Here is a 23,960-nt window from a genome sequence, read left to right as displayed (position 1 = left end):
GAACAAGGTGGTCGATCCGCGATGTGCTGCTTGGCCCGACCTTTCACCCGACGACCTGTTCGTCCGCATCGACTGCGCGGACAGCTCCAACCGCCTGCTAGGCCAATGTCGCAGAGGCCCGCTGACGCGGGGTGGTGACAGGAAAGTTCCCATCCTCGCACTCCCCGCGCGCCAGGCATGACAGGAAGGTTCCCTTGCTCCCGAGGCGTTCGACCCGTCGCGCTACAGGTGGGCGAGGGCTTTGATCGACGGCAGGGCCCTCTCGCCCAGGCGGGTCCACGGCACGCTGTAGGTGCCTTCCGGATAGCGGAAGCACCTTGCCCGGCGCCGCGAGTCCTGCGGCGCGGAGTCCATACAGCCCGGTCGCAACCACCGGGGCCGGGAACGCCGGGCGGCCGTGCAGCTTGCGCGCCCAGGCCGGCAGCGCCGAGTACGCCAAGTGACAGAGCGGCAGGTAGCCGTTCGCCGGCAGGAGCCACCACGACGCGAATGGTTGGTGCAGGAAGCGGTAGACCAGCTCGGAATCGGCCGTTCGCCGCAGCTCGGGCCGGACCTGCTTGAAGTACTCCGCCATTTCGCGGCTGGTTCCCGGCACCTCCGCCGGGTCGAGCCCGACCAAGGCGGCAATGCGACGCTGCTCGTCGAAGTACCGGTCGAGTTGCGCGTCGGTCAGCGGGAATCCCGCATGCCGCACCACGCCGGCGAACGAGGCGATCTCGGCGCAATGCACCCAGCGCAACAGGTCCGGATCGTCCAGGCGGATCTGGGCACGGTTCGCCGGTCGGTCGCGCGGAGCGTGCGGTGCACCTGGCGGACCCGTGCGGCGACGGACTCGGCTTCGGCAGTCGTACCGTAGGTGGTTGCGGCGACGAAGTTTGCGGTGCGCATCAGGCGTCCCAGCGGGTCTTCCCGAAACCGGGAATTCTGCACGACCGCCGCCACCGCCAGGGGATGCAGTGCCTGCAAGTACAGGCCGCAGATTCCGGCGATCCACATCGTCGGATCGGCGTGCAGCTGCCAGGTCACGGTCTGCGGCCCGAATAGCCCTTCGTCACGCACCGGTGCTCACCCACCCAACACCAGCACCGGTACTAACTGTTCGGCCGAGGTAAGCGAGCCGTGATGCCCGCGCAGCGCGGACTCGCCCGGTTCGACCACCGAACGGATCACCCCGGAATCACGCATGATCGCCAGCACATCGCCGATGCGCGGGCGCACCGAATCGGCTACGACGGGACCGAACCAGCCCTCGTCGATCGCCTGCTCACCGGTGAGCACCACGCCTCGCTCGCCGATCGTCTCCTGCCACGCGGAATGAACATCGGTCAGCGCACCGGGCTCGACGTAGACGTGGCGGGCGCGGACTTCGCCGCCGAGCAGCCGGACACCGGCTTGCAGTGCGGGATCGGTGTCGGCGTCGACTGCTTCGGCCGGGTCGACCTGGACCATGCCGTGATCGGCGATCACCGTCAGCACCGCTGCGGGCGGTAGTCGCTCGGCCAACGTCGCCACCAACTGGTCCAGCAGCGTCAGTTGCAGGCGCCACGGCAGCGATCCGGGGCCGTGCATGTGCCCGAGCAGGTCGAGGTGCCCGTGGTAGCCGTAGCACAACCCCGGACCGTCGGCACCGAGCGCTGTGAGGAGTTCGGCGGCGAGATCACCCAAGGCGTGCAGGCCCCGGAAAACAGCGCCGCGAAACGCCGCCCTGGTCAGTCCGGTGTTCTTGAATTCCGCAGGCACGGCAGTTCGGACGTCAACGCCTGCTGCGGCCGCTCGTTCCAGCATCGTCGGGGTCGGCTGGGCCTGCTCCGGTGGCCATTGGTCGAGCAGGCTGCGACGGCTTCCGGCGGAGTCGCCCACCGTGCCATGCGTTGCCCAGCTCAACGGGTGCAGCAGGCCGCCGGAGGGTTCGGCGAAGCTGTAGCCGACGAGACCGTGCTCCCCGGCGCAGAGTCCCGTGCCCAGCGAGGTGATGCTGGTGACCGTCGTGGTCGGAAAGCCCGCCTTCAGGGGCGGCAGGGTCAGCAGACTCGCCATGAACGGGGCATCCGCGGCGTGCTCGCGCAGCAGGTCCCGGCCGAGTCCGTCGATCAACAGGACACCGGCGGTTCGGCAGTCCGGGAATCCGATGGTGTCGGCGAACCCCGCCACGCCCATCGCGCCGAGCAGCGACGGCAGGACGTCGGGCAGCGCTCGCCCGTCGTGATCAGGAGCGACGATCCAGTCCATGGCACCCTGTCTCCCCTCCGCCCGCGTGGTCGCGCGATCGGGCCGGAGCCCGACTGTCAGAATCCCATCGACCGCCCGATGATCTCCTTCATGATCTCGGTGGTGCCGCCGTAGATCGTCTGGATCCGGGAATCCAAATACGCCTTGGCGACCGGGTATTCCGTCATGTAGCCGTAGCCGCCATGCAGTTGCAGGCAGCGGTCCACGACCCGCTTGTTCAGTTCGCTGAGCCACCACTTCGCCATTGCGGCGTGCTCAGCGTCCAGTTCACCGCGAACGTGGTCCTGGACGCAACGATCGGTGAACACGCGGCCGATCTCGACCTCCGTGGCCATCTCTGCCAGCTCGAACCGGATGTGCTGGAACGTGCCGATGGGGCGTCCGAACGCGGTGCGATCCCGGCAGTAGTCCTTGGTGATCGCCAGGATCTTCTCGGCGGCGGCGGCCGAGGCCACCGCGATCGACAGCCGCTCCTGCGGCAGGTTCTGCATCAGGTAGATGAAGCCCTTGCCTTCCTCGCCGAGCAGGTTGCGTGCCGGCACCCGCACATCGTTGAAGAACAGTTCGGCGGTGTCCTGCGCCTTCTGGCCGATCTTGTCGAGGTTGCGCCCGCGTTCGAAGCCGGGCATGCCGCGCTCCACGACCAGCAGGCTGATGCCTTGGTGGCCCGCGTCCGGGGCGGTACGGGCCACCGCGATCACCAGGTCGGCGAGGATGCCGTTACTGATGAACGTCTTCTGCCCGTTGAGGACGTAGTCGTCGCCGTCGCGTACTGCTGTGGTGCGGATGCCCTGCAGGTCGCTGCCGGCGCCCGGTTCGGTCATGGCGATCGCGGTGATGATCTCGCCCCGGCAGAACCCGGGCAGCCAACGCTGCTTCTGCTCGTCGTTGGCCAGTTTGCTCAGGTACGGCGCGATGATGTCGTTGTGCAGCGGGGAACCGAAGCCGGAGATGCCCGCGTTGACGAGCTCCTCGTCGAAGACGGTGTTGAACCGGAAGTCGTCGACGCCACCGCCGCCGTAGCGCTCATCGACGGCGAAGCCCAGCAGCCCGTGTTCCCCGGCGGCCCGCCACGACTCGCGGCTGACCATTCCGGCGGCTTCCCACTCCTCGACGTGCGGCACGAGTTCCTTGTTGACGAAGGTGCGCACCGTCTCGCGGAACGCCTCATGCTCGGGCTCGAACAGTTCCCTGCGCATCGGTTCACGCCTCCTTTCGGTGTTCGTGCCGATCATGCGAGGAAGGGAACCTTCCTGTCACCGCAGCCCCGGCAAAGCCGCAGCATGGGAACCTTCCTGTCACCCGCCGACCCGAGGCATGCTCCGGTACTCCGCCCGGCACTCGGGTGCGGTTGGCTGCGAGGAAGGGAACCTTCCTGCCATCCTTCTCCCGCTCGGCGGGCGTCCGCGGCTGCGCCGCTCATGACTCGCCCGCCCCGAAAGCACCGGATTCGACCAGTTCGGGCGGGACCGCCCAGTCCCGCAGCACCGCCTCCGCGTCGGCGCCCGGCTCGGCCACCGGCCCGGGCGGCGGGTTGGGGGTGCGGCTGAACCGCGGCGCGGGCGCCGGCTGCAAGGTGCCGTCGCGCCGCACCAGGGTTTCCCGGGCCTCGATGTGCGGGTGCGATTCGGCCTCCGCCATCGAAAGCACCGGAGCAACGCACGCATCGGAGCCGGCGAACACCTCGGTCCATTCCTGCCGGGTGCGTTGCCGGAAGGTCTCGGCGAACCGCTCGCGCAGCTCTGGCCAGTTCGCCCTGTCGTCACGATCGGGCATTTCGCCCGCCAGTCCCAGCCGGTCCAGCAGCTCGGCATAGAACTGCGGCTCCAGCGCGCCGACCGAAACGTAGGCACCGTCGGCGGTTTCGTAGACGTCGTAGAAGGGGGCGCCGGTGTCGAGCAGATTCGTGCCGCGCTCGGTGCTCCAGTCGCGGGTGACCAGGAATCCGAAAAGCATGGTGCCCAGGTGTGCCGCACCGTCCACAATGGCCGCATCCACGACCTGGCCGAGACCACTGGTGCGGGCTTCCAGCAGCGCGGCGAGCACGCCGACCGCCAGGTACATCGCGCCGCCGCCGAAATCACCGAGCAGGTTCGCCGGGACCTGCGGCGGGCCGCCCTCGCGGCCGATCGCGTGCAGCATGCCCGTGAGCGCGATGTAGTCGATGTCGTGGCCCGCGGTGGACGCCAGCGGACCCTGCTGGCCCCAGCCGGTCATCCGCCCGTAAACCAGCTTCGGGTTGACCGCCCAGCACTGTTCCGGCCCGACACCCAGCCGTTCGGCGACACCGGGGCGCAACCCCTCCAACAGCGCGTCGGCGCGCTCGACCAGCGATAGCACCGCATCGGCGCCGCGCTCGTGCTTGAGGTCGACCTGCACGGAACGCTTGCCCCGATTGAGCAGGTCCGTCTTGCCGCGCGCAGCCGTGGGCCGGTCCACTCGCACCACGTCGGCGCCGAGGTCGGCCAGCAACATCGCGCAGAACGGCGCCGGGCCGATACCGGCCAGCTCGACAACCTTGGTCCCGGCGAGCGGTCCGCCTGTTCCCGTCACGCCACACCTCTCCGCAGCCTGTGTCGCGCACCACAAGAATCACGACGCAATCAGTGTTACACCGTTTGTGTCACAGCGGTCAAGGAGTAACGTTTCGGGCATGCTCCGAACTGCGGACGAAGAGCTCACCATCGACGAACTGGCCGCCCGCGCCGGAGTCACCGTGCGCACCGTCCGGTTCTATTCCTCGCGTGGCCTGTTGCCGCCGCCCCGACTGCGCGGCAGGCTTGGCCTTTATGGCCGCGATCATCTGGCCCGGCTCGACCTGATCCGCGAACTGCAGGCGCTCGGTTTCACGTTGTCGGCGATCGAACGCCACCTGGAACGCATCCCCGCCGACGCCTCGCCCGACGAGCTCGCGTTGCAGCGCGCGCTGATCGCGCCGTGGACCGACGACCACGCCGAGGACCTGGAGCGGCACGAAGTCGACCGCCGCGCCGGTCAGCACCTCGACGACAGGCTGGTCGATCAGCTGATCGAACTCGGTATCCTGCAACGAATTCCGGACTCCACTCGGCTGCGGCTGCCCGCACCCGCGATGCTGGGCGCTGGGCTACAGATCCTCGATCTCGACTTGCCGTTGGAAATGCTGGTGCAGGCCAAGGGAATCGTCGAACAGCACACCGCGCAGATCGCCGCCGAACTGCGCGAGTTGTTCGCCGCGAACGTACTGCGCCCGTACGTCGAGCACGGTCGGCCGGAGGACGAGCGCGAGCGGGTTCGCGCCGCGACCGATCAGTTGCGACCACTGACCATCCAGGTCTTGGTCAACGGATTTCAGCGTGCCGTCAACGACGTGATCCGCGACCACGTCTGATTCGACCGGATCGAGTGAGCGAACGGCGCTCGATTCCAGCATTTGATGCTGGCCAACGAGGACCGCGATGAGGTTTCATCGCGTCGTGGCGCATGTCACTTCCAAGTACCCACTGAGGGGAGACCAGCTGCGATGAGCGCTTCGGAAGCCTGGGTCACCGCCGCGCTGGAAACGACCGTTCCGCAACTGTTCTCACGCAACGCCGCGGAGTTCCCGCAGCGTCCGGCGCTGACCGATGCCGGACGCGAACCGCGCACCTGGACCTGGGCCGAAGCGCAGCGCGAGGTTCACACGCTAGCCGCCGGGCTCGCGGCGCTCGGGCTGCAACGCGGCCAAACTATGTTGATCATGATGGCGAACCGTGCCGAACACTGGCTGATCGATGTCGCGGCCACCCATCTTGGCGCGGTGCCCAGCACCCTGTATCCCACGCTCAGCCAGGACCAGGTGCACTACATTGCCCAGCACAGCCGGGCCAGGGTGGTCGTGCTCGATGGGGCCGATCAACTTCGGCGCTTCTCCAAGGTCCTGCGCAACGCGTCCACCGTCGAACACATCGTGGTACTCGATGAGGCGGCGATGGTGGGCGCCGATCATCGGTTCCGGACCTGGGAACGCCTGCGGCTGCTGGGAGAGCAGCGTTTGCGGGACGATCCCGAGCTGGTGCGGCGAGCCTGGAGCGCCGTCACGCCCGAACACCCGGCCGCGATCCTCTACACCTCCGGCACCACCGGTGACCAAAAAGGCGTGGTGCTCACCCACCGCAACATCTGCTTCGCCGCCGCCGCGCAGCACCAGGTCACGCAGCCCGAACGGCACGCGCCGAGGCTGTGCTATCTGCCGCTGGCGCACATCGCGGAGCGGATGGTCGGTCTCTACACGGCGATCCACGACGTCGCCCACGTGCATTTCTGCGCCGATCAAGGACGAATTCTCGCAGCCCTGACCCGCGCCCGGCCGACGCAGTTCTTCGCTGTCCCGAGGACGTGGGAGAAGCTTGCCGCCGCGCTGCAGGAGGTCCCGACCGAACAAAACACCAGTCCACAAGGGCTGCGCGAGCTACGAGCACGCATCGGGCTGGACCGCGCCGTGTGGCCCTCCAGCGGCGCCGCCCCGATCGATAACTCCGTACTGGAGTTCTTCAGCACCGTCGGCGTGGACATCTTCGAACTCTGGGGTCTGACCGAAACCACCGGCTGCGTCACCACCAACCGTGCGGGTGCCCGCCGTCCGGGCACCGTCGGCCGGGCCGTGCCGGGCGTGGAGGTGTGCGTCGCGGCGGATGGGGAAGTGCTGGTGCGCGGGCCGCTGGTGTGCGCGGGTTACCTGCAACCGGACGGGGTGATCCGGCCGGCCGCCGATGCCGACGGGTGGCTGCACACCGGTGATGTCGGGGCACTTGACGACGGCTTCCTGACCATCACCGACCGCAAGAAGGAGCTGATCATCTCGGCCGAGGGCAAAAACATCGCGCCCGCCTCAGTGGAGAGAGCGCTCCGGGCCCATCCGTTGATCGGGCACGTGCTGGTGTTCGGCGACGGCCGCCCGTACCTCGTCGCGCTGCTGGTGCTCGACGAGGACACCGCGCCGCAATGGGCTCGCGAGCGGGGCATCACCTTCCTGGACCGCACCGAGCTGGCCGAGCACCCCGCCGTCCGATCCGAAGTGGAAGAGGCAGTACGGGCCGCGAACGACCGGCTGAACCCGTCCGCGCAGGTCAAACGCTACCGGATCCTCGACCAGCCCTGGGGCATCGAAGGCGGCGAACTGACGCCGACGTTGAAGCTCAAGCGCCGGGTAATCCACGAGAAGTACGCCGACATCATCGACCAACTCTACGGCGAGTGACCGCACGCAAGGTTGCCATGCTGACGGCTCAGGCCGTCGCGGGCTCGGTTTCGTCCGCGCGGGCCCAGCGGGTGGGTTCACCGGTGATGACCAGGCAGGTGACTGTGATCAACGCGCCGATCACCAGGTACGCCGCGATGGGCCAGGACTGCCCGCCCGAGAGGGTGAGCAGTGCTGTCGCCACTACCGGGGACAAGCCGCCGCCCAGAACAGAACCGCTCTGGTAGCCCAAGGACACCCCGGTGTAGCGGACCTTCGTGGCGAACAGTTCGGCGCAGAATGCCGCCATCGGCCCGAAAACCGCCGCCGAGCCGGCGTATCCCAGCGTCATCGCCAGCACGATCAGCGCCGGGCTCGCGGTGTCCAGCAGCCAGAACATCGGAAACGCGTACACCGCGAGGAAAATCCCGCCGCCCAGCATCACGCGGGGGCGGCCGAGCCGGTCCGAGAGGTGGGAGAACAGCAGGATCCCGGCGATCTGCGCGGCCGACCCGCAGAGGCTGCCGAGCAGCATGACGTCGCGGGTCACGCCGAGCTTCTCGGTGCCGTAGGTCAGCAGGAAGGTGGTCAGGATGAAGATGAACGTGTTGAACCCCAGGTTTACCCCGGCCGACAGCAGAATTTGCCGCCAAGAACGGGCGAACGCCTCGGCGACCGGCAGCCGGGCCCGCTCGCCGCGCTGCCGGATCTTCGTGAACTCGGGGCTTTCGGCCAGCCTCAGCCGCACGTACAGGCCCACCCCCACCAGCACCAGGCTCACCAGAAACGGCACCCGCCATCCCCAGGTGAGGAACGCGTCGCCGGAGATCGCCGTGGCGCCGGCGAACGCTCCGGTGGCCAGGAACAGGCCGCTCGGCGATCCCAGGAAGGTCCACCCGCCGTACCACCCGTGCCGGTGCGGCGGCGCGTGTTCGACGGCCATCAGCACCGCGCCCCCCTGCTCGCCGCCGAGGAAGAAGCCCTGCACCAGCCGCAGCACCACGAGCATTACCGGTGCCCAGACGCCGACCTCCTGGTAGGTGGGCAGCAGTCCGATCGCCGCAGTGCACACGCCGGTCACGCTCAGCGTGATGACCAGTATCAGCTTGCGGCCGACCACGTCACCGAAATGCCCGATCACGCCGGCCCCCATCGGCCGCGCCAGGAACCCGGCGCCGAACGTGGCGAACGCCAGCAACTCCCCCACCCACGGGCCATCGGCGGGGAAGAACAACTTTTTGAACACCACGGCCGCAGCGGTGCCGTAGATCAGAAAGTCGTAAAGCTCGATGGTGTTGCCCACCGCGCTGGCGAACGCCGCCTTGCGCACCGTGGCGCTGTCCGGCCCCGTGGGTACCGTCGCCATCAGGCCTCCTTGCTGTTGCGGACACACTGCCCGAATTGTGTTGTGGATCACAACGCCGAATCGGGGAGAGCCGCAAGCAGTCCGCCCGACGTCGCGTGGTCCCGGACAACAACGCCAATGATCGACGATCGGTTCACCACCTTATCGAGCAGCTCACCGCTTATGGGCGACTTCCGGCCCAGCCGGGCTGCACCATGTTGTGACACGTCGTGATTGAAACCGGTTCGGGCGAAACACTTTTCAGCGATCTACGGGACGAAGGTGCGGCGATTGACGCGGCTGCGGCGATAAAGGAAAGCGAATCGTCTGCTCAACCATCCAGGAGGATTGACGAGATGGCTGCACAACAGCTGATCGGCCGAACGCTCCTTGCCGCCGCAACTCTGGTCGGCACCGCTCTGGCACCGGCGCTCGCCCACGCGCAACCCGCGTCGGCAACGACCGGCACCATGATGAACCTCTCGGTCCGGGGCGAACTGCGCGGTGATGGCACCCGCACCGCCTTCTTGACCTGCGAACCGACGGGCGGCTCGCACCCGTTCGCAACCGACGCCTGCCAAGAGCTCAGCAACGTGAAGGGCGACTTCAACCAGCTCAGTGGCGGTCACTCCATATGTCAACTGGACCACCGGCCGGTGACACTGATCGCGACAGGTAACTGGCGCGGTCAACCGGTCACCTTCGAGAAGACCTACTCCAACGAATGCGTGGCCAAGGCGGCGACCGGGAAGGTGTTCTCCTTCTGACAGCACCGGCGGGCCCCGTTCGTGCGGGGCCCGCCACCGGCCGTGACCCGCGAGGACCGCTCTCGTTCCACCATCCGGGAGCGTTACCGTGAACTCATGGCGACCGACCCAGAAGACTGCGATTCGCGCTGGCCACGACGGTTGTACCGGGACGGCTCCGAGCCCGATCCCCGATTCACCCTCGCCAACGAACGCACCTTCCTGGCCTGGATCCGCACCGCACTCGCCCTGATGGCGGGCGGTGTGGGCATCGAGGCCCTGAACGCGGTCACCGACCGACCGAGTCCATTCCGGACCGCGTTGGCGATCTTACTGCTACTCGCCGGGGTGCTTAGCAGCGCAACGGCTTTCACGCGGTGGATGGTCACAGAACGAGCCCTGCGGCGCGGACGGCCGCTGCCCGCGCCACGGCTGGCACCGGTGCTCGGCTACGGGCTCGGTGCGGTCGGCGTCGCCGCCTGCGTCCTGCTGTTCGTGACGGGACTCTGACGTGGAGCGCCCCACTGGCCCCTGGGATCCCGGGCTGCAGGTCGAGCGCACCACCCTGGCCTGGCTGCGCACCACGCTTGCCTTCGTCGCCGGCATGCTGGTGCTGCTGCGGCTAATCGGACACGAAAGCACGATCGCGGCCGCGGCCTGCGGTGTGCTCACGCTGCCGCTCGGGATCACCATCAGCTGGCTTGTCTGGCGCCGACACCTCCGCAACGAACGCAGGCTGCACGCGGAGACCCCGCTGCCAGGCGGCGCGCTGCCCGCCGCGGTGGCCGCCCTTTCGGTGCTGGCCGGCTGCTCTGGCCTGATCTACGTGCTGTTCGCTTGAATCAGGCCACCCGCAGTTCGATCTCGACATTGCCGCGAATCGCGTTCGAGTACGGGCAGACCTCGTCAGCTGCGGCGGCGAGTTCCTGCGCCTGCTCGCGCGGCACGCCGGGGAGGTCGACTACCAGAGCAACGCTGAGGCCGAATCCGCCGCCGTTGCGCCCGATGCCGACCTGGGCCGTGACCGACGAATCGGCGATATCGGCCTTGGCTCGGCGCGCCACCAGTTGCAGCGCACTGTGGAAGCACGCCGCGTACCCGGCGGCGAAGAGCTGCTCGGGGTTGGTCGCGGCGCCACCGGCGCCACCCAGTTCCTTAGGCACCGCGAGGTCGAGGTCGATAACCCCGTCCGAGGAACGAGTCCGCCCGTCCCGACCGGCACCGGTCGCCGTCGCTTCTGCCGTGTAGAGCACTGTCATCGTCCTACCTCCTGCTTGCCTTCCGCCTCTCGCTGTGCCGCATCCAGCGCGACCGTCAGGCGCTCCAATGTGGACCGCAACTGGGCCAGTTCGTCGACCTCCAGCCCGGTCCCGGACACCATCCGGTCGGGGATGCGCTGAGCCCGCTCCCGCAGCTCCGAGCCGTCCGTTGTCAATGCCACGGCCACAGACCTCTCGTCCGTAGCGCTGCGTTGCCGCGTGATCAAACCGCGTGCCTCTAGCCGCTTCAGCAAGGGCGACAACGTGCCGGAATCCAGCCGCAGCGCGGCGCCGAGCTCTTTCACCGTGACCAACCCGCGCTCCCACAGCACCAACATCACCAGGTACTGCGGATACGTCAGGCCGAGCTCGGCCAGCAACGGCCGGTACAGGCCGGTGAACGCCCGCGAAGCGCTGTAAAGCGCAAAGCACACCTGCCGATCCAAGGTCAACTGCGAGTCAGCCACACGAACAAGATAGCGCAAAACTAAATTGCACACAACCAAATTGTGCCCTCCCGATTGACAGCATGGGAACTTTCCTGTCAACCAGCACCGAGTTGGTGCCCGGCGAACGAGCAAGAAAACCTTCCTGCCAAACCCAGCCCACGACCCCGGGGACGCTGGGAGGAAGGGAACCTTTCTGTCACACCGTCCGCGAGCCGAGTACGCGGGTCGGGTACGGATCTTCAGGTGGGCGTCGGCTTCCGGGTTTTCAGATACGCCCTGCACTCCGAGAAACGGATCTCGAGGAACAAACTCACCGGGGCCAAGGCCGGGGGCGCAAGAACGTTCCCCGCGCCGCAGGAGTGCTGGGCGCGACCGGTGACAGGAAAGTTCCCATGCTCACCGGTCGCGCGGCGTGGTCAGCATTCGATGACGTTGACGGCCAGACCGCCGCGTGCCGTCTCCTTGTACTTGACCTTCATGTCCCGGCCGGTCTCCCGCATCGTCTTGATCACCTTGTCCAGCGAGACGAAATGGGTGCCGTCGCCGCGCAGTGCCATCCGCGCCGCCGTGATCGCCTTCACAGACGCGACCGCGTTGCGCTCGATGCACGGGATCTGCACCAGACCACCGATCGGGTCGCAGGTGAGCCCGAGATTGTGCTCCATCGCGATCTCCGCGGCGTTCTCCACCTGGCTCGGGGTTCCGCCGAGCACCTCGGCGAGCCCCGCGGCGGCCATTGAGCACGCGGATCCGACCTCGCCCTGACAGCCAACCTCGGCCCCAGAGATCGACGCGTTCTCCTTGAACAGCACACCGACCGCGCCCGCCGCGAGCAGGAACCGCACTACACCGGCGTCGTCAGCGCCGGGCACGAACCGCATGTAGTAGTGCAGTACCGCGGGCACGATCCCCGCCGCCCCGTTCGTCGGCGCGGTCACCACCCGCCCACCGGCCGCGTTCTCCTCGTTCACTGCGAGTGCGAAGAGCGTGACCCACTCCAACGGGTCGTCCCGATCGGTGAGCGAAGCGGCCAGTTCCGCCGCCCGACGCCGTACCTTGAGCCCGCCGGGCAGTTCGCCGGACTTGCGGCATCCGTTATCCACGCATTCCCGCATGACCTGCCAAATGCCTAGCAGCTCCTTGTGCACGGCGTCTTCGTCGCGCCACGACAGCTCGTTCGCCAACATGACACCACTGATCGGCAGCCCTGACTCGGCGGTTCGGGTCAGCAGTTCAGCACCGGTGCGGAACGGGTAGCGCACCGCGGTCTCGTCCGGTTTGATCCGATCGGCTCCGCTGGCTCCCTCGTCGACGACGAAGCCGCCGCCCACCGAATAGAACACCGCACTTTCCAGCGGGGCATCGTCGGTGCCGGTCGCGGTGAACCGCATCCCGTTGGGGTGCAACGGCAGGGACTTGCGCCGATGCATCACCAGGTCGCGGTCCACGGTGAACCGGATCTCCTGCACCCCGTCGAGGCGCAGCCGCCCGGTCTGCTTGATCTCCACCACACGGTCCTCGACGGCCGCCGGGTCGACGGTCTCGGGACTGTGCCCCTCCAGACCAAGCAACACCGCTTTCGGGCTGCCGTGCCCGTGCCCGGTCGCCCCGAGCGAACCGAACAGTTCCGCCTTGATCCTCTTGACCTGCGGCAACCGGCCCGCGCTGTGCAGGCGTTGCGCGAACAGCTTCGCTGCGCGCATCGGGCCGACGGTGTGCGAACTGGACGGCCCGATGCCCACCGAGAACAGGTCGAAGACACTGATCGCCATTGATCGCCTCCTGCCTCGCCTGCCCCCGCTACTCCGCGACCAGGTCCGCGTACTGCTCGGCGGTGAGCAGCGAACCGGTTGCGGTGGCGCGCACTTCGAGCAGCCAGCCCTCGCCGAACGGGTCGGCGTTGACCAGCGCCGGGTCGTCCACGACGGACTCGTTGATGGCCACGACCTCGCCCGTCACCGGCGCGAACAGGTCGCTGACGGATTTGGTGGACTCGAGTTCGCCGCAGGCCTGGCCGGCTTCGATCTGCTTGCCGGCCTCGGGCAGTTGCACATAGACAATGTCGCCGAGCGCTTGCGCGGCGTGTTGCGTGATGCCGATCCGGACCAGCTCGTCGCGGTCCTCAAGCCACTCGTGCTCTTCGGTGTAACGCAGGTGGGCAGGCAGAGACATCTCGGGAGGCTCCATCGCTGTCGGGGCACGGGCATGCCAGTTGCTGGGCCTCCCCCTCTGTTGCGGAACCTGAGAGCTTCGCCGTGGCTGTCGCGGCTTGCACCGTGGGTGGAGCGTCAACGAGGACGCACGCTTTCCAGAGTTGCCTCGCCCGAACGGTCATGGATGCCTGAGAGTTTGTGGGGAGTCTTGCTCCTTCGGCGCCCTGGCGGCTCGGCGCGAGCTCGCAGGGTCTCTCCCGCACGGGGTCAACGGCCGGTATGCGATTGTCGATGTGCTCAGCAACGATAAACGGGCCAGCCCTGGTGTCAATGCCCTCCCCCTTCGACCCGTGGCGGCCCCCGATATCAGGAGGCCGGGGATGCTGGAGATCCGGGCGCTGGTCGAGCGGGTCGGGCCGACGCTGCTGCGCGCCGTGATCGTCCCGGACCCGACCGTCTGCGTAGGGGATGTCGTCATCGCCGAGCCCGATCAGCCGCCGACTGCGGCGGGCGGTGATCTCGTCCTTGGTGTGGCCGTCACGGGTCGCGAGAAAGCGGTGGAGCTGACGCGGGTTTGCGGTACGCAGGGCGCCGCAGCGGTGCTGCTGAAACCGCCGATCGCCGCGGATGACGCCGTGGCCACCGCAGCCGAGCGGGCCGGGGTGGCCCTGGTCGAGGTTCGGCCCGGTACCGCTTGGGCGCAGTTGGTTTGGTTGATACGTGCCGCGCTGGCCGGAACGGGCATCGAAGAAGACACGCGCAGCAGCGGGGTGGGCGATTTGTTCCGGCTCGCCGATGCGGTGGCCGACGTGGTGGATGCGCCGGTCACGATCGAGGATGCGCATTCGCAGGTCCTGGCGTATTCGGCCCGGCAAGACCTCACCGATTCGGCGCGGGTGTCGACGATCATGGGTCGCAAGCAGCCCGACGATGTGCTCGCCAAGTTCCGGGCGCGCGGCACGTTCCGGCAGATCAGCAAGGGCAGTTCGGCGATCTTCGTGCCCGCCCAGCAGGACGGTACGTTGCCGCGGCTTGTGGTGCCGATCCGGATGGGCGGCGAACTGCTCGGCTCGATGTGGGCCGTGGTGCCCGGTGAGGTCTCGGAAGAACGCTCCACCGCCTTCGCCGATACCGCGCCGCTGGTCGCACTGCAATTGCTGCGGTGGCGGGCCGTGGCAGACGCGGAGCGACGACGATCCGCCGAGCAGGTCCGAGTGCTGCTGGAGGGCGGTGAAGGATGGCGGGCTGCCGCCAACGAGTTAGCGGTGCCCAGCGAGACCCATCGGGTCGTGGCCATTGAAATGCCGTCGTCCGCAGGCCCAGCGGAGGGGCATCGGCTGGCGATGTGGGAATGGATCACACGTGGGATCGGACGGCGCCCGTTGGTCACCGAGATCGGCACCATGCTTTACGCACTCGTGCCCGACCGGGCCCGCACCGGCGGGTGGCCGGATCTGCGGCAAGCGCTCATATCCCACGACGTGTCGCCACGCCCGCTGATCGCGGTAGGCACCGCGGTAGCGGTCGCTGAACTGCCGCAATCCCGATCGCAGGCCGAGGAGCTGATCAGTCTGCTGCGCACCGGCCAGTTGCAGGATCGGGTGGCGGTGTACGAGGACAACTGGCACCTGCTGGTGCTCAGCCGGATGGCCGGGGCGGCGACTGATGCCGGCATCGGCACCCTCGGGCCGGTGCCGATGCTGCGCGAACACGACCGCATGCAGGGCACGGAGTACCTGGCCACCCTGCACGCTTGGCTGCGCCATCCCGGCGATCCACGACAGGCGAGCCGGGAGTTGCGCGTGCATCCGAACACCTTCCGGTACCGGATGAAGCGGCTCGCCCAACACGTCGACATCGACCTCGAAGACCCCGATGTCCGCTCAGCACTGCTCGTACAACTGCTGGCCGACCGCTGGGCGCAGCACGGCTGAGAGCAAGGGAACCTTTCTGTCACTCCCACCGCGATGAGCCGCGCGACAGCGGATCAGCTGAAGGGAACCTTCCTGTCACCGCGGATGCGCGGACACGCCCCAGAGCAAGGGAACCTTTCTGTCACCGCCGGGCAAGGACACTCCTCGGTGCGGCGTGGAAGGGAACCTTCCTCTCACGTTTTGCGGGGCGGGTTCCTGCCGTCGCGGGGGCGGCCGAGGTGCATGGGAGGAAGGGAACCTTCCTGTCAGACCGCACCTCCGATGCGCGTTTCGCCTCGCATTTTTGCCTCGATTCGCCTCGTCAGAGGGCATTGTGCTGCGAGCACAATGCGGCCGGGGCAATCTCATTCGGCGGGAATGATGCGCCTTTGGCAGTGGCGGCGGATCGTTATGCGCAACAGGAACGAAAGGACATGCCACCGTGAAGATCGCAGTGCCGCGCGAGATCAAGAACAACGAATACCGGGTCGCGATCACACCCGCTGGTGTGCATGAGCTGGCCTCCCGTGGACACGAGGTTTTCGTCGAAACGAACGCCGGCGCGGGATCTTCGATCCCTGACGAGGACTACCTCGCGGCTGGCGCGAAGGTGCTGCCCACCGCCGAGGAGGTGTGGGCGGAGGGCCAGCTGGTCCTCAAGGTCAAGGAACCGATCGCCGAGGAATACCCGCGCATGCGCCGGGACCAGGTGTTGTTCACCTACTTGCACCTGGCCGCTTCGGCCGAGCTGACCGACGCGATGTTGAAGTCCGGGGTCACCGGTATCGCATACGAGACGGTGCAGATGGCCAACGGCAGTCTGCCGCTGCTTGCGCCGATGAGTGAGGTCGCCGGGCGCCTCGCCCCGCAGGTGGGCGCCTACTCGTTGATGCGTCCCTGCGGTGGGCGCGGCGTGCTGCCCGGTGGGGTTCCCGGCGTGCACCCGGCGCGGGTCGTGGTGATCGGCGGTGGCGTCGCCGGACTCAACGCCGCACGCGTTGCGCTGGGCATGGGTGCCGATGTCGAACTGCTCGACACCAACGTCGACAAGCTCCGCGAAATTGACCGCGACTTCCACGGCCAGATCCGCACTGTGACGTCCAACCGCTACTCCGTCGAGCGGGCTGTGCGGGCTGCCGACCTGGTCATCGGTGCCGTTCTGATCCCCGGCGCGAAGGCGCCGAAGCTGGTGTCCAACCACCTGGTTTCGGAGATGAAGCCGGGTAGCGTGCTGGTGGACATCGCGATCGATCAGGGTGGCTGCTTCGCCGACTCTCGCCCGACCACGCACGACGACCCGACCTACCAGGTGCACAACTCGGTCTTCTACTGCGTGGCGAACATGCCGGGCGCGGTCCCGAACACGTCGACGCACGCCCTCACCAACGTTACGTTGCCGTACGTGCTGCGCATCGCCGACCAGGGGTGGCAGCAGGCTTGCCGCACGGACGCCGCGCTCGCAGGTGGCCTCAACACCCACGACGGCCACCTGGTCAACGAGCCGGTCGCCGAGGCACACGGACTCACCAGCACCCCGATCAGCAGCGTCCTGCACTGATCGCCGACAACCGCGAGCAAGGGAACCTTCCTGTCACAAGGGGCAGGAAGGTTCCCTTGTTCGCAACGACTTGCGCCGCACTGGGCCGGATGGGGGCGGGCGTCGACTTGACTTGGGAACGCAAGCGCGTCCGCAGCATGATCTAGAAACGCAATCCGGGAACGCACCGGACACAATTCACCGAACAGGTGAAAGCGTCAAACAGCCGAACGGGGCGGCCCGCTCAACCAGCCTGGGGGTCACCGGGAGCAGGCCGCCACTGTCAGTGTAGGACACGATCGCCCGTTTGCCGACGACGCGAGCGGTCGCACTGCCGCCAATTTAAGGCCGAATCGATAACCACTCGATGGGGTGAGCATCGGGAGATGCCCGTGCAGGCGTGCACTCCGACTGCCGATGTCACCCGTTGGAGTCAGTGCGGGGTGCTCGTATCCCCGCAATCTCCGCCGACAAAACCGACGAACCCGAAACGCTCGACGACGGTGGGAGATGACGTGACGGATCCGGCGCTGCGACAAGCTGTCCTCGATCGACTCGACAGGCTGGACCTGGCTGCGGCAGACGACGCGCCAGAGGTGCTGCTGCCGCTGGCACGCTCCGAGCTTTACCGGCTCACCGAAGGCCTGCGCGCCCTACTCGACAAACACCTCCCAGACGAGGACGGCCGATGCCCCTCGTGTCCAGGCACGCTGCGTAGTCGGCCTTGGCCGTGCACAGTGTGGGAGGCCGCGCACAGGCAACTCTTCGGTGACCATTCCGGGCAACCCGCGCACGCCCTCGGCCCGCGCCTCGAATCGGTGCGCCGCAAGCTGTGGCGCAGCATCGCGGACACGGCGAAGTACGTCGCCGTCATGCCGGGGCAGATCGTTCCCTCGACCGGTCCCGGGCCGAGCGACGGGGACACCAACGAGCTCGCCCCGATCTGGCCACCGGGTCGCGGCTCCCGCTGCCGATGAGCCGCCACTTCGAAACCGATCGCGGCAAGATCTACCCGGCATCCGTGATCGACCGGTCGATCCGCTGGCTGCGGCCGCGATACCGCTGAGAACGACCTGGGAAATCGACGACTCCGCACCTGAGCACCGGTGCGTGTCCGGCAGGATGGGGACCGACGGCTGAACAGGTGACGATGGAGGGGCGTGTGCACGACGGCAGTGGCCGGCTCATTGTGCAGGGTCTCAGCAAGAGCTTCGGGCCGGTCAACGCGGTACAGGACCTGAGTTTCACAGTGCGGCCCGGCGCGGTGACCGGGTTCCTCGGTCCGAATGGGTCGGGCAAGACGACGACGCTGCGGATGCTCCTCGGCCTGGTCACGCCGACCTCGGGCACGGCCACGATCAATGGTCTCCCGTTCCACCAGCTACCGAACCCGGCGAAGGTGGTTGGCGCCGTCCTCGACGCGCAGAGCTTCCACCCAGGCCGCACCGCCCGCCACCACCTGCAGTGCTACGCCGCCGCGATGAACGTGCCGGACGCGCAGGTGGACCGCGCGCTTGAGCTCGTCGGCCTGTCCGCCGCCGCGAGGCGCAAGGCGGGCGCCTTCTCGCTGGGCATGCGGCAGCGCCTTGCATTGGCCACCGCGCTGCTCGGCGACCCGCAGGTGTTAGTGCTGGACGAACCGGCCAACGGGCTGGACCCGGAGGGCATCGCCTGGCTGCGGAACTTCCTGAAGGCCTTCGCCTCGAGTGGTCGAACGGTGCTGATGTCCAGCCACTTCCTCCGGGAGATCGAGCACACCGTGGACCAGCTCGTGATCATCAGCCGCGGGCAATGCGTCTTCGACGGCCACCTCGATCAGCTTCGTGCCGCGCAGCGCTCCAGGGCCCTCGTGCAGGCCGCCGACCCGGGCAGGCTCGTCGACAAGCTGCAGGAAGCCGGGCTCGGTATCGAGTACCTCCCGGACGGCCGGATCGCGGTGACCGGCGCCGACTCCCGCGCGGTCGCGGATCTCGCGTTGGATGCCGGGATCGCGTTGTACGGCATGCAGGACGAACGGATCGGCCTGGAGCAGTTGTTCTTCCAGCTCACCAGCGGCCAATACACCGGTGTCCAACAGCACGGCGACGCGCAGTGGGCCGCACCAGACGGCCGCGGATTCGGGGGGAACGCCTGATGGGCGGGCTGGTCAAGGCGGAGTTCCGCAAGATCTTCACCACGAGCCTGTGGTGGGCGCTGCTCATCCCGGTGGCATTGCTCGGTTTCGGCGCGGGTTGGTTGGGCACCGCCATCGTCGCGCTCATCGACATGGTGCAGCAGTACGACCGATCGCTGCCGCTCGGGCTGCTCTCGGTGTCGATGTCGACGAACTTCAGCACGATCTTCGCGGCGCTCTTCGGGGCGATGGCGTTCGCCGGTGAGTACCGGAACAAGAGCATCACGACGACCTACCTCACCGGCAACCCGCGAGGTGCCGTGCTAGTGGCGAAACTGATCGCATGCTCGGGCATCGGTCTGATCTACGGTCTCGCGAACGTACTGTTCGCAAGCCTGGGCGGCTTGCTCGGGGCGGGCCAGGACTTCGGCGATTTCGGCAGCCTGGCCGACTGGCTCAGCGTCGGCGCGGCCGGGGTGTTCGCAATGGTGCTGTGGACGCTGCTCGGAGTCGGGTTCGGCGCGCTGGTCGCTAACGCCGTGCTCGCGATCATCGTCCCGTTGGTCTACAAATTCGTGGTCGAGTTCATCCTGTCGCTGAGCCTGATCGAATCCCCAGCTGCCGGTGTCGGTGCCTACCTGCCCGGAGCGGCCGGGAACGGGATCGTCTCGAACCTGGCGGTGCCGTTGTTCGTCGCCGCGGTGGCCGGGCCAGACGAGCCGAACACGCCACGGGTCGCCTTCGAGTTCCTGCACCTCTTTTTCGGCGGCAGCTACGGCCACCCCTGGTGGGCGAGCCTGCTCACCTTCGTCGGCTACACCGCCGTGTTCGTCGCCGGCGGCTGGCTCGTCAGCCGTCGCCGCGACATCACCTGACACGCCCGACCCTGCCCGTCGCGGGTCGACGTCACTGAGATCCGCCGCCCGCACAAGGCCGTTGGTGAGCTTTCACCAGCTCCCCCGTTTGCCGAGGGTCGCACCGGCTCGGTCGGTCTGCGTGGTCGGTCGGGCGGCATAACCTGGCAGGGTGAGCGATTCCGGTAATCCCCGCCCTCCGGCCGGCGGTTGGATCCGTCGCCTCCTTGCCGCCGGCCGTCGGCATCCCGTCTCCCTGACATTGGCCTTGGGGGCTTCCGTCACGGCTGTCGGGTTGGAGGCGCTGGTTCCGCTGTTGACCAAACTCGCGGTCGACGACGCCGTCGCACGCACCACCGACCGCCTGTGGTGGATCGTGATCGCACTGGTCACACTCGGCGCGTTCCGCTTCGCTTCGGCGTTCGTTCGCCGCTACAGCGCTGGGCGGCTGGCCCTCGACGTGCAACACGACCTGCGACGGGCAGTGTTCGCGGCGATGCAGCGGCTGGACGGTGGGAAACAGGACGCGCTGCGCACCGGTCAGGTGGTGTCCCGCTCCATCAGCGATCTGCAGCTGGTGAACTCGCTGCTGGCGATGCTGCCGCTGGCGGCCGGGACAGCGGTGCTCGCGCTGTTCGCGATCATCGCGATGTTGTGGCTGTCGCCGCTGCTCACGGTCGTGTCTCTGATCGTCGCGCCGCTCATCGCCGTGGTATCCGCTCGCAGCAAGAAGAGCTTATTCCCGGCGACGTGGTCGGCCCAGCAGCGAGCAGCGGACATCGCGCAGCACGTCGAGGAAACCGTCACCGGTGTCCGGGTCGTGAAGGGCTTCGGCCAGGAGGACCGGGAGGTCGGTCGGCTGGAAGGCCGTGCGCGGTGGCTGTTCGCGGAACGGCTGCGCGCCGCCCGGATGACCTCGACGCCCGCGGCGAGTCTGGCCGCGCTGCCCTCCGCTGGACAGGTGGGGGTGCTCGGCCTCGGTGGCTGGATGGTGCTGCAGGACCAGGTCACCCTCGGCACCTTCGTCGCCTTCGCCGGATACGTGGCGATGTTGGCCGGTCCGGCCCGGATGTTGTCGAGCGTGATGATCCAGGCGCAGCTCGCCCGCGCCGGTGTCGAGCGCATCCACGAACTGATCGATTCCCAGCCCGAGGTGCAGGAGAAACCAGAAGCGGGGGCGCTGCCGGACGAGCCGCTGCAGGTCCGGCTCGAAGATGTGAGCTTCGGCTACACCCGGGACCAGCCGGTCCTGTGCAACGTGTCGCTTGACGTCCGTCCAGGCGAGACGATGGCGCTGGTCGGCCCGGCGGGATCAGGGAAATCGACGGTGTCGTTGCTGTTGCCGCGTTTCTACGACCTGCACTCGGGAAGCATCACGATCGGACCAGCCGACGACGCTGCGGCAAGCCACGACATCCGTGACCTGCGCTTGGGTTCGCTGCGGGCCGCAGTCGGGGTGGTATTCGAGGAGGCTTTCCTGTTCTCCGACACCATTCGCGGCAACATCGCCTACGGCCGACCTGACGCTTCGGAAGCCGACGTGGTCTCTGCGGCGAGGGCAGCCGAAGCGCACGAATTCATCACAGCCCTGCCGGACGGCTATGACACGGTGGTCGGTGAGCGTGGTCTCACGCTGTCCGGCGGGCAACGCCAACGCGTGGCGCTCGCACGGGCACTGCTTTCGAACCCGCGCGTCCTGGTGCTCGACGACGCCACCTCAGCGGTGGACCCCGCTACCGAGGCAGCGATCCACGACACCCTCAGGTCGGTGACCGCCCAGCGCACCACGCTGCTGATCGCGCACCGCCGGTCAACGCTGGCACTGGCTGACCGGATCGCAGTGCTCGACGAGGGACGCGTCGTCGACATCGGCACCGAAGACGAGCTGACCGAGCGGTGCGAGCTGTTCCGGTCACTACTAGCCGGCCCCGGGGAGTCGATCGACAACCGCTGCGACGGTCAGGTCGCGACAAATTCGGAGGGCATCACGCCGGAGCTTTGGCCGCCGGAGGACGCGGCGGAATCGGCGGCGACCAGTCACACAGCCGTCCTGACCGGGTCGCGCGGCATGGGCGGCACGGCGATGCCCCCGACACCTGAGCTGATCGAAGGCATCCGGAAGCTCCCGCCCGCAACCGATCAGCCTGATCTGCACGGCGAAGATCCCGCCGCGCCGGACCCGGAATTCAGGCTGTCCCGGCTGCTGCGGCCGATCCGCTGGGGCCTGCTGCTGACCGTATTGCTGGTGGCCGGGGACGCGCTGACATCGATCTCGCTGCCGTCACTGGTCCGCCACGGAATCGACGGCGGTGTGGGGGCCAGCGACATCGACGTGCTGTGGATCGCGACGGGACTGGGTGCCGTCGTCGTCGCCGTCGGCTGGCTGGTGGTCAAGCTGCAGACCGTCGTCACCTCGCGAACCGGTGAAACCCTGCTCTACCTGCTGCGATTGCGCAGCTTCGCGCATCTGCAACGGCTCGGGCTGGACTACTACGAACGCGAGCTCGCTGGCCGCATCATGACCCGGATGACCACCGACGTCGACGCGTTGTCGACGTTCCTGCAGACCGGGCTGGCGACGTTCGTGGTCAGCGTGCTGACGCTGTTCGGCATCGCGGGCGCACTGCTGATCACGGATGTGCCGCTGGCGTTGGTGGCCATGGCGGTGCTACCGGCCCTGCTGGTGGCCACAGCGATCTTCCGCAAGGTGTCGGCGACCGCCTACGCCGAAGCGCGCGAGCGGGTGAGCACGGTCAACGCCGACCTGCAGGAGAACGTTTCCGGGATGCGGGTGGCGCAGGCACACCGCCGTGAAGGGCACGCCGCGAAGGTGTTCGCGCAGCGCAGCGACGCATACCGGCGGTCTCGGCTGCGCGCCCAGCGCTACATCGCCACTTACTTCCCGTTCGTAGCCCTGCTGTCGGAGATCGCACAGGCCGCGGTGCTGGGCGTCGGCGCGGGGCGCGTGGCGTCGGGCAGCTTGACCGCCGGGGTGCTGGTCGCGTTCCTGCTCTACCTCGGCCTGTTCTTCTCGCCCGTGCAGCAGTTGTCCGGGGTTTTCGACGGCTACCAACAGGCCAAGGTGGGGTTGCAGCGGATCGGGGATCTGCTGCGTACCCGCACGTCGGTGCCCGCGGCGACCGAGCCGACCTCCGTGCCGGAACGGTTCGAAGGCGGCGTCGAGCTGCGGTCGGTGTCGTTCCGCTACCCCGGCACCGAGCAGTACGCGCTGCGCGACATCGCGTTGCGTGTGCGGTCCGGCGAGACCGTGGCGCTGGTGGGCGCGACCGGTGCGGGCAAGTCGACGCTGATCAAACTGATCGCCCGGTTCTACGACGCGACCGAGGGCGCGGTGCTGGTCGACGGCCAGGACATCCGCCGATACGACCTGGCGGCGTTCCACCGGCGGCTCGCCGTGGTGCCGCAGGAGGGCCACCTGTTCACCGGGGACATCGCCACCAACATCGCCTACGCGCAGCCGGATGCCCGCCCCGCTGATGTGGAGGCCGCCGCCCGGGCGGTCGGCGCGCTACCGGGGATCGCCATGCTGCCGCGCAGGTTCCGGCAGCAGGTCGGCGAGCGCGGGCGCGGCCTGTCCGCGGGCCAACGGCAGCTGGTCGCGCTGGCGCGCGCCGAGCTGGTCGACCCCGACATTCTGCTGCTCGATGAGGCGACCGCGGCGCTCGATCCGGCGACGGAGTCGTTGGTGGTCGCGGCCAGCGACCGGGTCGCCGCTCAGCGCACCACGTTCATCGTCGCGCACAGGCTGGCGACAGCCGCACGCGCAGATCGCATAGTCGTGATCGACGATGGCCGAATAGTTGAGCAGGGCAGCCACACCGAACTGCTCGCGGCCAACGGCCCCTACGCGCGCCTATGGCGGGCGGCTGACGCAGCGCCGAGTGAACCGACACCGAACATCGACGCGACCCACATCGCCTGACCGGACGCAGCAAGGGAACCTTTCTGTCATCCCCGCCGCTCACGCAAGCGTCTGGGTGTGAGGAAGGGAACCTTTCTGTCATCCATGGCCCGGCGCTCCGGGGCGGAGCGAAAGCAAGGGAACCTTTCTGTCACCTAGCCCGGCGCGGGCAGCGGCATGACACGGACGGGGACCAATACAGCACTCTCCGCGACCATTTTCCGCGTTGGTCACACCTTGCTG

The 23,960-nt window shown here is 67.9% G+C and carries 21 protein-coding genes and 2 riboswitches; of the genes, 11 read left to right on the top strand and 10 right to left on the bottom strand.

What is annotated here, in order from left to right; all coding sequences use genetic code 11:
* Window positions 1–97: 97 nt before the first annotated feature.
* The 5 genes from BJ970_RS13725 to BJ970_RS13710 form a co-directional block, all read right to left on the bottom strand.
* Window positions 98–730, bottom strand: a complete 633-nt coding sequence (locus BJ970_RS13725) for an oxygenase MpaB family protein (protein ID WP_376775119.1) — start codon at window positions 728–730, stop codon at window positions 98–100.
* Window positions 670–1,059 carry an oxygenase MpaB family protein gene (locus tag BJ970_RS39980; RefSeq protein WP_376775033.1) on the bottom strand — a complete coding sequence of 130 codons (390 nt, stop codon included), beginning with the start codon at window positions 1,057–1,059 and terminating at the stop codon, window positions 670–672. The genes BJ970_RS13725 and BJ970_RS39980 overlap by 61 nt, the downstream gene beginning before the upstream one ends.
* A 6-nt stretch (window positions 1,060–1,065) precedes the next feature.
* A complete protein-coding gene (locus BJ970_RS13720; protein WP_184726620.1) occupies window positions 1,066–2,229 on the bottom strand; it encodes an alkaline phosphatase family protein in 1,164 nt (387 codons plus the stop codon).
* A 56-nt stretch (window positions 2,230–2,285) separates the two neighbouring features.
* Window positions 2,286–3,428, bottom strand: a complete 1,143-nt coding sequence (locus BJ970_RS13715; protein WP_184726619.1) for an acyl-CoA dehydrogenase family protein — start codon at window positions 3,426–3,428, stop codon at window positions 2,286–2,288.
* 220 nt (window positions 3,429–3,648) lie between these two features.
* Complete coding sequence (locus BJ970_RS13710; RefSeq protein WP_184726618.1) at window positions 3,649–4,782, bottom strand: CaiB/BaiF CoA transferase family protein; 1,134 nt, start codon at window positions 4,780–4,782, stop codon at window positions 3,649–3,651.
* Between the two features lie 100 nt (window positions 4,783–4,882).
* Here BJ970_RS13710 and BJ970_RS13705 point away from each other — a divergent pair, with 100 nt between their 5' ends.
* On the top strand, window positions 4,883–5,599 hold the full coding sequence (locus BJ970_RS13705) for a MerR family transcriptional regulator (RefSeq protein ID WP_184726617.1): 717 nt from the start codon (window positions 4,883–4,885) through the stop codon (window positions 5,597–5,599).
* Between the two features lie 132 nt (window positions 5,600–5,731).
* Window positions 5,732–7,447: an AMP-dependent synthetase/ligase gene (locus tag BJ970_RS13700; RefSeq protein WP_184726616.1), complete on the top strand. Its 1,716-nt coding sequence runs from the start codon at window positions 5,732–5,734 to the stop codon at window positions 7,445–7,447.
* A 28-nt stretch (window positions 7,448–7,475) separates the two neighbouring features.
* On the opposite strand, the gene BJ970_RS13695 is transcribed toward BJ970_RS13700, so the two are convergent.
* Window positions 7,476–8,792: an MFS transporter gene (locus BJ970_RS13695; protein WP_184726615.1), complete on the bottom strand. Its 1,317-nt coding sequence runs from the start codon at window positions 8,790–8,792 to the stop codon at window positions 7,476–7,478.
* A gap of 209 nt (window positions 8,793–9,001) precedes the next feature.
* On the opposite strand from BJ970_RS13695, the gene BJ970_RS39445 reads away from it, so the two are divergent.
* From BJ970_RS39445 to BJ970_RS13680, 3 genes are all read left to right on the top strand, one after another.
* Window positions 9,002–9,538 carry an SSI family serine proteinase inhibitor gene (locus tag BJ970_RS39445; RefSeq protein ID WP_184726614.1) on the top strand — a complete coding sequence of 179 codons (537 nt, stop codon included), beginning with the start codon at window positions 9,002–9,004 and terminating at the stop codon, window positions 9,536–9,538.
* A 96-nt stretch (window positions 9,539–9,634) separates the two neighbouring features.
* Window positions 9,635–10,027, top strand: a complete 393-nt coding sequence (locus BJ970_RS13685; RefSeq protein WP_184726613.1) for a YidH family protein — start codon at window positions 9,635–9,637, stop codon at window positions 10,025–10,027.
* A 1-nt stretch (window position 10,028) separates the two neighbouring features.
* A complete protein-coding gene (locus BJ970_RS13680; RefSeq protein WP_184726612.1) occupies window positions 10,029–10,358 on the top strand; it encodes a YidH family protein in 330 nt (109 codons plus the stop codon).
* Window position 10,359: 1 nt separating this feature from the next.
* Here BJ970_RS13680 and BJ970_RS13675 read toward each other — a convergent pair whose 3' ends face one another.
* The 4 genes from BJ970_RS13675 to gcvH all read right to left on the bottom strand — a co-directional run bounded on the left by BJ970_RS13675 (window position 10,360) and on the right by gcvH (window position 13,397).
* Entirely contained in the window at window positions 10,360–10,776 is a 417-nt protein-coding gene (locus BJ970_RS13675; RefSeq protein ID WP_184726611.1) for an organic hydroperoxide resistance protein, read from the bottom strand.
* Window positions 10,773–11,243 carry a MarR family winged helix-turn-helix transcriptional regulator gene (locus tag BJ970_RS13670; RefSeq protein WP_312864239.1) on the bottom strand — a complete coding sequence of 157 codons (471 nt, stop codon included), beginning with the start codon at window positions 11,241–11,243 and terminating at the stop codon, window positions 10,773–10,775. The genes BJ970_RS13675 and BJ970_RS13670 overlap by 4 nt, the downstream gene beginning before the upstream one ends.
* 398 nt (window positions 11,244–11,641) lie before the next feature.
* A complete protein-coding gene (locus BJ970_RS13665; RefSeq protein WP_184726610.1) occupies window positions 11,642–12,997 on the bottom strand; it encodes an L-serine ammonia-lyase in 1,356 nt (451 codons plus the stop codon).
* A gap of 28 nt (window positions 12,998–13,025) precedes the next feature.
* On the bottom strand, window positions 13,026–13,397 hold the full coding sequence (gcvH, locus tag BJ970_RS13660; RefSeq protein WP_184726609.1) for a glycine cleavage system protein GcvH: 372 nt from the start codon (window positions 13,395–13,397) through the stop codon (window positions 13,026–13,028).
* A gap of 47 nt (window positions 13,398–13,444) precedes the next feature.
* A riboswitch (glycine riboswitch) is annotated at window positions 13,445–13,543 on the bottom strand.
* Window positions 13,544–13,648, bottom strand: a riboswitch (glycine riboswitch).
* Between the two features lie 110 nt (window positions 13,649–13,758).
* Between gcvH and BJ970_RS13655 the strand changes: the two genes are divergently transcribed.
* The 6 genes from BJ970_RS13655 to BJ970_RS13630 all read left to right on the top strand — a co-directional run bounded on the left by BJ970_RS13655 (window position 13,759) and on the right by BJ970_RS13630 (window position 23,738).
* The gene (locus BJ970_RS13655) at window positions 13,759–15,312 is read left to right on the top strand and encodes a PucR family transcriptional regulator (protein WP_184726608.1); all 1,554 of its coding nucleotides are present in this window, start codon (window positions 13,759–13,761) and stop codon (window positions 15,310–15,312) included.
* Window positions 15,313–15,733: 421 nt separating this feature from the next.
* A complete protein-coding gene (gene ald, locus BJ970_RS13650) occupies window positions 15,734–16,849 on the top strand; it encodes an alanine dehydrogenase (RefSeq protein WP_184726607.1) in 1,116 nt (371 codons plus the stop codon).
* Between the two features lie 494 nt (window positions 16,850–17,343).
* Window positions 17,344–17,805 carry a hypothetical protein gene (locus BJ970_RS13645; RefSeq protein ID WP_184726606.1) on the top strand — a complete coding sequence of 154 codons (462 nt, stop codon included), beginning with the start codon at window positions 17,344–17,346 and terminating at the stop codon, window positions 17,803–17,805.
* 185 nt (window positions 17,806–17,990) lie between these two features.
* Window positions 17,991–18,962 carry an ABC transporter ATP-binding protein gene (locus BJ970_RS13640; RefSeq protein ID WP_184726605.1) on the top strand — a complete coding sequence of 324 codons (972 nt, stop codon included), beginning with the start codon at window positions 17,991–17,993 and terminating at the stop codon, window positions 18,960–18,962.
* Entirely contained in the window at window positions 18,962–19,816 is an 855-nt protein-coding gene (locus BJ970_RS13635) for an ABC transporter permease (protein WP_184726604.1), read from the top strand. Before BJ970_RS13640 ends, BJ970_RS13635 begins: the two co-directional genes overlap by 1 nt.
* 151 nt (window positions 19,817–19,967) lie before the next feature.
* Entirely contained in the window at window positions 19,968–23,738 is a 3,771-nt protein-coding gene (locus tag BJ970_RS13630; protein ID WP_184726603.1) for an ABC transporter ATP-binding protein, read from the top strand.
* The last annotated feature ends 222 nt before the right edge of the window (window positions 23,739–23,960 follow it).

The sequence above is a fragment of the Saccharopolyspora phatthalungensis genome (genome assembly GCF_014203395.1).
GTDB classification, from domain to species: Bacteria; Actinomycetota; Actinomycetes; order Mycobacteriales; family Pseudonocardiaceae; genus Saccharopolyspora; species Saccharopolyspora phatthalungensis.
The sequence above is the reverse complement of the archived record's forward strand: the minus strand, read 5'-3'. Positions and strand labels throughout refer to the sequence as shown.